Raw genomic sequence first — 10,415 nt, forward strand, 5'->3', positions numbered from 1 at the left:
AGCGGGAGGGTGGGCCATGGCCGGATCAGATCAGACCAAGAAGAGCTTCAAGCTGCGCAGCCAGCGCTGGTTCGACGACCCGGAGGACCCGGGGATGACGGCGCTCTACGTCGAGCGCTTCCTCAATTTCGGCATGACGCGGGGCGAGTTGCAGTCGGGCAAGCCGATCATCGGCATCGCCCAGACCGGCAGCGACATCGCGCCCTGTAACCGGCACCATCTGGCGCTGGCGGACCGGATCAAGGCGGGCATCCGCGATGCCGGCGGCATTCCCCTGGAATTCCCGATCCACCCGATCCAGGAGACGGGCAAGCGGCCGACCGCGGCGCTGGACCGGAACCTGGCCTACCTGTCCCTGGTCGAGGTGCTGCACGGCTATCCGCTGGACGGCGTGGTGCTGACGGCGGGCTGCGACAAGACGACGCCGGCGGTGCTGATGGGCGCGGCGACGGTGAATATCCCGGCCATCGTCTTCTCCGGCGGGCCGATGCTGGACGGACATTGGAAGGGGCGGCTGACGGGGAGCGGCACCATCGTCTGGGAAGGCCGCAAGCTGCTGGCCGAAGGCAAGATCGACTACAACGGCTTCATGGAACTGGTGGCGTCGTCCTCCACCAGCGTCGGCCATTGCAACACCATGGGCACGGCGCTTTCCATGAACTCGCTGGCGGAGGCGCTCGGCATGTCGCTGCCGGGCTGCGCCGCCATCCCCGGCCCCTACCGCGAACGCGGGCAGATGGCGCATGCGACCGGCATGCGGATCGTCGAGATGGTGCATGAGAACCTGCGGCCCTCGGATGTGCTGACGCGGCAGGCCTTCGAGAATGCGATCGTCGCCGCCAGCGCGCTGGGCGCCAGCACCAATTGCCCGCCGCATATCATCGCCATCGCCCGGCACATGGGCGTGGAGCTGAAGATCGAGGACTGGGACACCCTCGGCCACGACATCCCGCTGCTGGTCGATTGCCAGCCGGCCGGGCGCTTCCTGGGCGAGGCCTTCCATCGGGCGGGCGGCGTGCCGGCTGTCATGAAGGAGTTGCTGGAGGCTGGGAAGATCCATGGCGGGGTGATGACGGTGACCGGCCGCAGCATGGCCTCCAACCTCGAGACCCTGCCGGAGACCGACCGCGAGGTGATCCGCGCCTATGCCACGCCGATGAAGGAGAAGGCCGGCTTCGCCATCCTGTCGGGCAACATCTTCGACAGCGCGGTGATGAAGATCTCGGTCATCGACAAGGCCTTCCGCAACCGCTTCCTGTCCGACCCGCCGGATGTCTTCAACGGCAAGGTCGTGGTCTTCGAGGGGCCGGAGGACTACCACGACCGGATCGAGGACCCCTCGCTCGGGATCGACGACCATACCGTGCTGGTCATCCGCAACTGCGGCCCGGTCGGCTACCCCGGCAGCGCCGAGGTGGTGAACATGCAGCCGCCGGCGGCGCTGATCAAAGCCGGGATCGACAGCCTGCCGACCATGGGCGACGGGCGGCAGAGCGGCACCTCGGCCAGCCCCTCCATCCTCAACATCTCCCCGGAATCGGTGGTGGGCGGCGGGCTGGCGCTGCTGAAGTCGGGCGATCCGATCCGGATCGACCTGAATACCCGCAAGGTGGACCTGATGATCCCGGAGGCGGAGCTGGCGGCGCGGCGGGCGGCCTGGGTGCCGCCGAAGCTGCCGAACAAGACGCCCTGGGAGGAGATCCAGCGGAGCATGGTCGGCCAGCTCGGCACCGGCGGCTGCCTGGAGCCGGCGACGCTCTACCTCGACGTGCTGACGACGCGGGGGGAGAGCCGGCACAACCACTAGGCGCCGGGGCAGGGCATCCGTGGATCGGATGCCCTGTATTCGCTAGGCGCGAATTGCGCTGCGGCGCAGCATCCCCAATTGTGTGGGCAACGGCCGGCCTTCGCCGGCGCCCCGAGGATTGGGTTTGCCATGTTGATCCGTTCATTGCCGGTGGCGGCGTTGCTGCTCGGCCTCGCCGCGGCCCCGGCCTTTGCCCAGACCCGCCCGGCCGAGCCGCCGGTGACGGAGGCTGCGGCGCGCACGCTGGAGCAGAACCGCAAGGTCTCGGTCGGCCTGCCGCCGGCGGCGACGCCGCGTCCGGCCGAGGCCCGGGCCGTGCCGCCGCGGCGGTTGGCGCTGGCGGCGCAGCGCTGAGGCCCCCCAGTATGTCCCGCAGTTGACGGAATCCGCGATGCCGTGATCATGCCTCCCCAACTGGGGTGGGGATGCGGCCATGGCGGGCAGGCTGGCGGGTAAGCGGTGCTTCGTGACGGCGGCCGGGCAGGGCATCGGCCGGGCGACCGCGCTGGCCTATGCGGCGGAGGGCGCCAGCGTGGTGGCGACCGACCGCGAGGCGGCGAAGCTGGCGGGGCTCGAGGCCTCCGGCATCGAATGCCTCGGCCTGGACGTGCTGGATGATGCGGCGGTGGCCGCGGCGATCGCCAAGGCGGGGCCGCTGGACGTGCTGTTCAACTGCGCCGGCTTCGTCCATCAGAACACCATCGAGACCTGCACCGATGCGGACTGGGACTTCGGCTTCGCGCTGAACGTCCGGTCCATGTGGCAGACCATCCGCGCGGCGTTGCCGGCGATGGTCGCCAAGGGCGGCGGGTCCATCGTCAACATGTCCTCGGCCTGTTCCTCGGTGAAGGGGGCGCCGAACCGCTTCCTATATGGGACCACCAAGGCGGCGGTGATCGGGCTGACGAAATCGGTTGCGACCGAGTATGTGACCCAGGGCGTGCGCTGCAACTGCCTCTGCCCCGGCACGGTGGATACGCCGAGCCTGGGCGAGCGGGTCGCGGCCAATGCCGCGGCGGCGGGTTCGCTGGAGGCGGCGCGGGCGGCCTTCGTCGCGCGCCAGGCGATGGGGCGGCTGGCGACGGCCGAGGAGATGGCGGCGCTGGTCGTCTATCTCTCGGCGCCGGAGAGCACCTTCGTGACCGGCCAGGCCATCGTCATCGACGGCGGCTGGACCCTTTAGTTGGCGCATCGGCACGAAGCCGCCACACCAAGCCTTCGTGCCGATGCTTTTGAAAACAGGAGACGATCCCATGAAGCTTTTGCGCTACGGCCCCGATGGCCAGGAAAAGCCCGGCATGCTCGATGCCTCGGGCACCATCCGTGACCTGTCCGGGGTGATCCCCGACCTCGCCGGGGAGGCGCTTTCCGCCGCCGGGCTGGCGAAGCTCGCGGCGCTCGACCCGGCCTCGCTGCCGGCCGTCTCCGGCAGCCCGCGCATCGGGCCGCCGACGACGGGGATGAAGAACCTGATCTGCATCGGGCTGAACTATGCCGACCATGCGGCCGAGACCGGCTCGCCGGTGCCGAAGGAGCCGATCGTCTTCCTGAAGTCGCTCGGCGCGCTGTGCGGCCCGAACGACGACGTCATCATCCCGAAGAACTCGGTGAAGTCCGACTGGGAAGTCGAGCTCTGCATCGTCATCGGCACCAAGGCGAAGTGCGTGTCGGAGGATGCGGCGCTGGACCATGTGGCCGGCTATGCGCTGGGCAACGACGTCTCCGAGCGCGAGTGGCAGATCGAGCGCGGCGGCGCCTGGGACAAGGGCAAGGGCTGCGACACCTTCGGCCCGGTCGGCCCCTGGCTGGTGACCAAGGATGAGGTGCCGGATCCGCAAAACCTGACGATGTTCTGCGACGTGGACGGCGTGCGGATGCAGGATGGCAGCACGCGGACGATGATCTTCGGGGTGAAGACCATCGTCTCCTATGTCTCGCACATGATCACGCTGCATCCGGGCGACGTGATCTTCACCGGCACGCCGCCGGGCGTGGGCCTCGGCAAGAAGCCGGCGCCGATCTTCCTGAAGGCCGGGCAGACCATGAAGCTCGGCATCCAGGGCCTCGGCGAGCAGACCCAGAAGACCGTCGCCTACGAGGGTTGAGGCGAGGGGCGCCGGCCGTGCGGCCGGCGCCTTCCTCTACGCCAGCTCGGGGATGATCCAGAGCGGCTTCTCGCCGCGCGCCACCCGCTGGCAATTGTCGAAGGCGTTGCGGAAGCGGGCCTGCTGGTTGTCCCAGGTGGGGCCGGCGAAATGCGGGGTCAGGATGACGTTCGGCAGCCTGAACAGCGGGTTGTCGGCCGGCGGCGGTTCCTGGTCGAAGACATCGAGGCCGGCACCGGCGATGCCGCCGGATTCGAGCGCCGCGGTCAGCGCCACCTCGTCGATCACCGGGCCGCGGCAGGTATTGACCAGGTAGGCGGTCGGCTTCATCTGCGCTAGCTCGGCGGCGCCGATCAGGTGCTTGCTGGCCGGCGTCAGCGGGACATGCAGCGAGACGATGTCGGCGTTGCGCAGGATCTCGCCCAGCAGCTTGAAGCGGACGTCGAGCGCGTCCTCCTCCGCCTCGGAGACGCGGCGGATGTCGTAGTAGTGCACCGTCATGCCGAAGGCATTGGCCAGCCGCGCGACCTTCTTGCCGATGGCGCCGAGACCCACGATGCCGAGCACCTTGTCGCGCAGCTCGAACAGCTTGGTGCTGCCCGGGTTGTTGCCGCGCCAGCGGCCGGCGACCACGCTCTCATGCTGCCAGACCAGGCGGCGGCAGGTCGCCAGCATCAGCATCAGCGCATGTTCGGCGACCGCGGTGGAATTGGCGCCGCCGTTGTTGCAGACGGGGATGCCGGCGCCGCGGGCGGCTTCGATATCGACCGTGTCGTAGCCGGCCGAGAGCAGCTGGAACAGCTTCAGCTTCGGCGTGGTGGCGAGGAAGCCGGCGTCGATCGCCTTGTTGCCGAAGCCGACGAGGAAATCGGCGCCCGGCGCGGCGGCCTTGAATTCGGGGCTGCCGAAGGGGGCGATCACCAGCTCCATGCCGGCGGGGGCGAGTTCGCGGGCGATCTCGGCAGCGCTCAAGGCGCTGTCCATCATGACGATACGCGGGGCCATCGGTGATTCTCCTGGACGTTGTTGCGGCCAGGATAGCCCGCCTCAGAATTCCAGCAAATTGTCGCGGAATTGGGCATGCGCATAGGCGCGGCGGGTCAGGCCGCGGGCCTGCAACGCGGGCACCAGGCCATCGGCGACCTCGGCGATGGTGCGGCGGCTGACGTCGGTCATCGAGAACAGGAAGCCGTCGCCGCCGACCTCCTCCATCGCCTCGGCCATCTGCCCGGCGATGGCATCCGGCGTGCCGACCAGCTCGATCGAGCCGGAGGTGCCGCGGTAGCTGAGCATGGCCTGGCGCAGCGACTTGCTGCCGGCGGTGCGCTTGAAGTCGTCCAGGCTCTGCTGGTGGCCGTTGGTGTGCAGGTCGAGCGTGTTCACCGGCGTGTCGAGGTCGTACTGGGCGAAGTCGATGTTGGTGATCTTGCCGAAGAAGGCCAGCAGCTGCGGGATCTGGGCCTCGGCGCGGGCGCGGCGCTGGGCCAGGCGTTCCTCGGCCTCCGCCTGGGTATGGCCGATGACCGGGTTGACCAGGAACAGCACCTTCACCCGGTTCGGGTCGCGCCCCTGGGCCGCGGCGCGGGCGCGGACATCGTCCCGGTAGGCCTTCATGCCGGCGGTGCCCTTGACGCCGGCGACGATGGTATCGGCATTGGCCGACGCGAATTGCCGGCCGCGGTTGCTGCCGCCCGCCTGGGCGATCACCGGGCGGCCCTGCGGGCAGGGGCCGGAATTCAGCGGCCCATGGGTCCTGTACCAGCGGCCCTCGAAGTCGACGGCATGGACCTTGGTGTGGTCGATCATCACGCCGCTGGCGCGGTCGGCGATGAGGGCGCCGGGCTCCCAGCTGTCCCAGAGGCCGTTCACCGCCTGCATGTATTCATCGGCCATGTCGTATCGGATGTCGTGCTCGGGCAGGGCGGGCAGGCCGTAGTTGCGGGCGGCGACGTCCGAGCTGCCGGTGACCATGTTCCAGCCGATGCGGCCGCGGCTGATCTGGTCGAGCGAGGCCATCATCCGCGCCAGCAGGTAGGGCGGGTGGGTGAAGGTGGCGAAGGTGGGGACGATGCCGATGCGCTGGGTCGCCGCCGCCATCAGCGTCGCGGTGATGGCGGGGTCCTGGCGGGGCACGGCCAGCGCGTGCTTCAGATACAACTCGCGCGAGTTGCCATAGCTTTCGCCGACGTAGCTGCTGTCCTCGATCAGGATGTAGTCGAAGCAGGCGCGCTCCAGGTGGCGGGCCATGTCGCAGAACAGGTCCGGCACCATCCAGTCGGTGCCGATGGTGCCGGTGAAGGGCTCGCCCCAGGCCTGGGCGGAGGAGCCCTGGAGGAACCAGCCGAGGTGGAAGGGGTGGGGCATGGGTGCGGCTCCGGTCAATGTCGCCGCGCAGCATGCAGGGTTCATGCCGCGGGCGTCAGCCCCTCCCGCCGGCCGGGGCTCAGGGCCCTCCCGGTGACCCGGGCCAGTTCCGCCAGCAGCGCGGTGCGGTCGATGGGCTTGGCGACATGGCCATCCATCCCGGCCTCCCGGCAGGCGTCGAGATCGGCGGCGGCGGCATCCCCGGTCATGGCGATGACCGGCAGCCGGGCGAAGGCGCCGCCGAGGCCGCGGATATGGCGGGTGGCGGCATGGCCATCCATCGGCGCCATGTTCACGTCCATCAGCACCGCATCCGGCAGCGGGCCGGCCTGCAGCGCGGCCAGGGCGCCGCTGCCGTCCCCGGCCTCCGCCACCGCATGGCCGGCCTGTTCCAGCAGGGCCCGGGCGACCAGCCGGTTGGGCAGCACGTCGTCCACCACCAGCAGGCGCAGCGGCCGGTCCGGCGCCCGCACCGCCTGCACCGTCAGCGGCAGGGCCAGGGTGAAGAGGCTGCCGTGCGGGGCAGGGGGGCGGGCCGGGGCATAGGTGAGGGAACCGCCCATGGCCTGGGCCAGGGCGGCGGAGATGGCGAGGCCCAAGCCGGTACCCTCACCGGTACCTTCCGCGGTACCTTCTCCGGGGCTGGCCTGGTGGCGCCCCCGGGCGAATTCGCCGAAGAGTGCATCGCGCAAGTCGGCCGGCACGCCGGGCCCGGTATCGCGGACGGTGAGGTGGAGGGTGGCGGCCCCGGCATCCCAGCGGGCGCCGAGCACGACCTCGCCGCCGACGGGGGTGAATTTGGTCGCATTCCCCAGCAGGTTCATGAGGATCTGGCGCAGCCGCAGCGGGTCCGCCATGACCAGCGGCGGCAGCTCCCCGGCCACCTCGAGCCGCAGGTCGAGCTGCTTGTCGGCTGCGGCGGCGGCCAGCAGGGCCAGGGTGGAGGCCAGGGTTTCCTGCAGGACGATGGGCTGGGGCGAGAGGTCCAGCCGGCCGGCCTCGACCCGAGCGAGGTCCAGGCTGTCGTTGACGATGGCCAGCAGGTGGCGGCCGGCCTCGGCCAGGGTGGCGGCCTGGGCGCGCTGGGCCGGGCTGAGGTCGGGGTCCCGCGCCAGCACCTGGGCCATGCCGAAGACGGCGTTCAGCGGGGTCCGCAGCTCATGGCTCATCCGGGCGAGGAAGCGGGTCTTGTTGCGGTTGGCGGCATCGGCCAGGTCGCGCGCCTCGGTCAGCCGGGCGGCGGTGCGCTGCTCGGCGCTTTCCCGCGCCAGGGCGACCAGCATGACGGCGATGCCGGCGAAGGCCGAGAGCATGGCGATGGCCAGCACGTCGTTCCAGGGCGCCGAGGGCAGGCTGTCCGGGTCCGGGATCTCGAAGCCGAATCGCCAGGCGAAGCCGACGCGGAGCAGCGCCAGCAGGCCGAGGGCGGCGAAGACGGTGATGAGCGGGGGATGCGAGGACAGCCGGCCGACCCGCATGCCGCGGCCGAATTCCCAGGCCACCAGCAGGCTGTAGCTGCCGAGGATGGCCGAGATGAGCATGAAACGCTGCCGGAGGTCGTCGAGCAGCAGCGGCATCAGGGCCAGCCACAGGACCGTGCCGCCGAGCCGGACCGGCAGGGCGGGCAATCCCCCGCGGAACCGCCGCGCACCGGCCCAAAATCCGCCGAAGGCGAGGAAGACGCAGGCATTGGCGATGCCGATGGAGACCCAGTCCGGGATGGCGCCGAATGCCAGCCGGATGGGCACGGCGGTGGCGATCAGCAGGCAGGCGAGGCTCCATTCCGCCAGCGCCACCTGGCGGCGGTCCTGCCGCCAGAAGACCGCCAGCAGATAGGCGAAGACGAGCGCCAGCATGCAGGCCATTGCCAGCCGGGCGGTGGGGGGGAAGGTCATGGGTATGCCGCCTGTTCCGGCCCCATCTGTTCCGGCCCCATCCGGTCCAGCCCCATCCGGTCCAGCTCGGTCGTGCGTGCGGCTGACAGCATGGATCCCGCCCCTGGCAGGACGGCAACGGCGCGTCCTGCCAGTCCAGATAGGCGAGGCCATGTCCAGAAAGCAACTTCTAGGGGAATGACCCGGCAGGGATGTCTTATCGATACGTCAGGGGGTGGGGAGGGCGCGGTCCGGCCAGAAGCGCACGCCGTCCCGGGCCAGGCCGCCGCCGAGGCCGATGGCGGTGCCATCCGCCCGCCAGCAGGCCGCACCTTCCAGGCTGCCGTCGGCATGGAAGCGGATGCCGCACATGCCGCCCGCGACATGCGGCAGGACCGTCACCGGATGGCCGAGGGCGCCGAGCGCGGCGCGGACCTCGGGGGCGATGCCGGCCTCGACCTCCAGCGCCTGCCCCGCCCCCTTTCCCCCCTGCGTCCAGACGCGGGGCGCCTCGACCGCTTCCTGCAGGGACATGCCGTGGTCGATGAGGGCGATGAGGCCCTGCATGGCGGAGCCGAAGATGCGCAGCCCGCCGGGCAGGCCGAGGGCGGCGAAGGGCTTGCCGTCCCGCAGGGCGATCAGCGGCGCCTGGCTGGTGGTGATGCGCTTGCCCGGGGCGATCGACAGGGCATGGCCGGGGCGCGGGTCGAAGAGCGCCATGTAGTTGTTGGGGATGAGCCCGGCCTCGGGGACCAGGAAGCGGGCGCCGAAGAGGCTGTTGATGGTGTGGGTGGCGCAGACGATGTGGCCCTCGTCGTCGGCGACGGTCAGGTGGGTGGTATTGGGGGATTCGCCCGCCGCCACGCCGGCCTGCCAGTCCCGCGCCCGGTCGCGGTCGAGCAGGGCGCGGCGTTCCACCGCATAGGATTTCGACAGCAGCCGGTCGACCGGGACGGTGACGAAGGCCGGGTCGGCGGTGGCCGCGGCGCGGTCGGCGAAGGCGATCTTCAGCGCCTCGGCGATCAGGTGGGTGGTGGCGGCGGTGCCGAAGCCGAGCGCGCGGAGGTCGAAGCCCTCCAGGATGTTCAGCATCTGGATGACATGGACGCCGCCGGAGGAGGGCGGCGGCGGGCCGACCACCTCGTAGCCGCGGTAGCTGCCGCGGACGGCGGCGCGCTCCTCCAGCTTGAAGTCGCGCAGGTCGGCGCCGGTGAGGATGCCGCCCAGGCGCTGGACATGGGCGGCGACGGCGGCGCCGATCGCGCCGCCATGCAGGGCGCCGGGGCCCTCGGCGGCGATGGTGCGCAGGGTTTCCGCGGTGGCGCCCTGCACCAGGCGGTCGCCGGGGCGGAGCGGGCTGCCGCCGGGCAGCAGCAGGGCGCTGATGGCGGCATCGCGCGCCAGGTCCGGCGCTGCCTCCCGGAGGCATTCGCCGAGGTAGGGGGTGATGGCATAGCCCCGCGCCGCGAGGCGGATGGCCGGCTGCATGACATCGGCCAGCGGCAGGCGGCCGTGCCGGCGCGATGCCTCCGCCCAGGCGAGCAGGTTGCCGGGGACGGCGACCGCGGTGGCGCCGATTGTATTGGCCCGGCCCTCGACCTCCAGCGCGGCGGGCCAGTCCTGGGAGACGGGGGTGTACATGTCCGGGGTGCCGGCGGCGGGGACGGTGGAGAGGCCGTCCAGCACGGTATGCGTCCCGTCCGGCAGGCGGAGATGCATCATGCCGCCGCCGAGCAGGCCGACCATCATCGGCTCCACCACCGTCAGGGCGAACAGCGCGGCGACGGCGGCATCCACCGCATTGCCGCCGGCGGCCAGCATCTCCGCCCCGGCGGCGGAGGCCAGCGGGTGGTTGGTGACGACCATGCCGCGGCGGCCGCGGGCGGGGTGCTTTTCCGGGGTGAAGGGGCTGCCGGCGCGGGCGCGCCAATCATCGGATGGCATCGGGTGATCCTCGGGGTTGCCGGAGCCTCGCGCCGGGCGGCGCGGTGCGCAAGCCATGGCGGTTGCGGCCGCTTCGGCAACGTCGGACACTCGGCCGAGGCACGGCCACCAAGGCCGGCCGCGGGAGGAATCGATGAAGGCATCGCATTGGCCACTGGCATTGGGGCTGCTGGCTCTGGTGCCGGCGGCGGGGCTGGCGCCGGGCGCCGTGGCGCAGCCGAATACCATGGGCTTCTTCGTTACCAGCAGCGGCTCCGGCCAGGGGGCTGATCTCGGCGGGCTGGCGGGGGCGGATGCGCGCTGCCAGTCGCTGGCCCAGGC

The 10,415-nt window shown here is 71.1% G+C and carries 9 protein-coding genes; 5 read left to right on the forward strand and 4 right to left on the reverse strand.

The features are described 5' to 3' along the window. Nucleotides 1–16: 16 nt before the first annotated feature. The 4 genes from AC0IW9_RS27385 (at nucleotide 17) to AC0IW9_RS27400 (ending at nucleotide 3,912) form a co-directional block, all read left to right on the forward strand. The gene (locus AC0IW9_RS27385) at nucleotides 17–1,807 is read left to right on the forward strand and encodes an IlvD/Edd family dehydratase (protein WP_471651472.1); all 1,791 of its coding nucleotides are present in this window, start codon (nucleotides 17–19) and stop codon (nucleotides 1,805–1,807) included. A gap of 129 nt (nucleotides 1,808–1,936) precedes the next feature. Continuing rightward, the gene (locus AC0IW9_RS27390; protein WP_471651473.1) at nucleotides 1,937–2,161 is read left to right on the forward strand and encodes a hypothetical protein; all 225 of its coding nucleotides are present in this window, start codon (nucleotides 1,937–1,939) and stop codon (nucleotides 2,159–2,161) included. Nucleotides 2,162–2,240: 79 nt separating this feature from the next. After that, the gene (locus tag AC0IW9_RS27395; RefSeq protein ID WP_471651474.1) at nucleotides 2,241–2,990 is read left to right on the forward strand and encodes an SDR family oxidoreductase; all 750 of its coding nucleotides are present in this window, start codon (nucleotides 2,241–2,243) and stop codon (nucleotides 2,988–2,990) included. Nucleotides 2,991–3,060: 70 nt separating this feature from the next. Continuing rightward, entirely contained in the window at nucleotides 3,061–3,912 is an 852-nt protein-coding gene (locus AC0IW9_RS27400) for a fumarylacetoacetate hydrolase family protein (RefSeq protein ID WP_471651475.1), read from the forward strand. 36 nt (nucleotides 3,913–3,948) lie between these two features. On the opposite strand, the gene AC0IW9_RS27405 is transcribed toward AC0IW9_RS27400, so the two are convergent. The 4 genes from AC0IW9_RS27405 to ggt all read right to left on the reverse strand — a co-directional run bounded on the left by AC0IW9_RS27405 (nucleotide 3,949) and on the right by ggt (nucleotide 10,094). Further along, a complete protein-coding gene (locus AC0IW9_RS27405) occupies nucleotides 3,949–4,917 on the reverse strand; it encodes a 2-hydroxyacid dehydrogenase (RefSeq protein WP_471651476.1) in 969 nt (322 codons plus the stop codon). A 42-nt stretch (nucleotides 4,918–4,959) separates the two neighbouring features. Next, nucleotides 4,960–6,276: an NtaA/DmoA family FMN-dependent monooxygenase gene (locus tag AC0IW9_RS27410; protein WP_471651477.1), complete on the reverse strand. Its 1,317-nt coding sequence runs from the start codon at nucleotides 6,274–6,276 to the stop codon at nucleotides 4,960–4,962. Nucleotides 6,277–6,317: 41 nt separating this feature from the next. Continuing rightward, a complete protein-coding gene (locus tag AC0IW9_RS27415; RefSeq protein ID WP_471651478.1) occupies nucleotides 6,318–8,171 on the reverse strand; it encodes an ATP-binding protein in 1,854 nt (617 codons plus the stop codon). 207 nt (nucleotides 8,172–8,378) lie between these two features. Next, a complete protein-coding gene (gene ggt, locus AC0IW9_RS27420; RefSeq protein WP_471651479.1) occupies nucleotides 8,379–10,094 on the reverse strand; it encodes a gamma-glutamyltransferase in 1,716 nt (571 codons plus the stop codon). A gap of 133 nt (nucleotides 10,095–10,227) precedes the next feature. Here ggt and AC0IW9_RS27425 point away from each other — a divergent pair. Beyond that, nucleotides 10,228–10,415: hypothetical protein (locus AC0IW9_RS27425; RefSeq protein ID WP_471651480.1), on the forward strand; the 188-nt coding region annotated here is incomplete at its 3' end.

It is taken from the genome of Belnapia sp. AC561 (assembly GCF_979252845.1).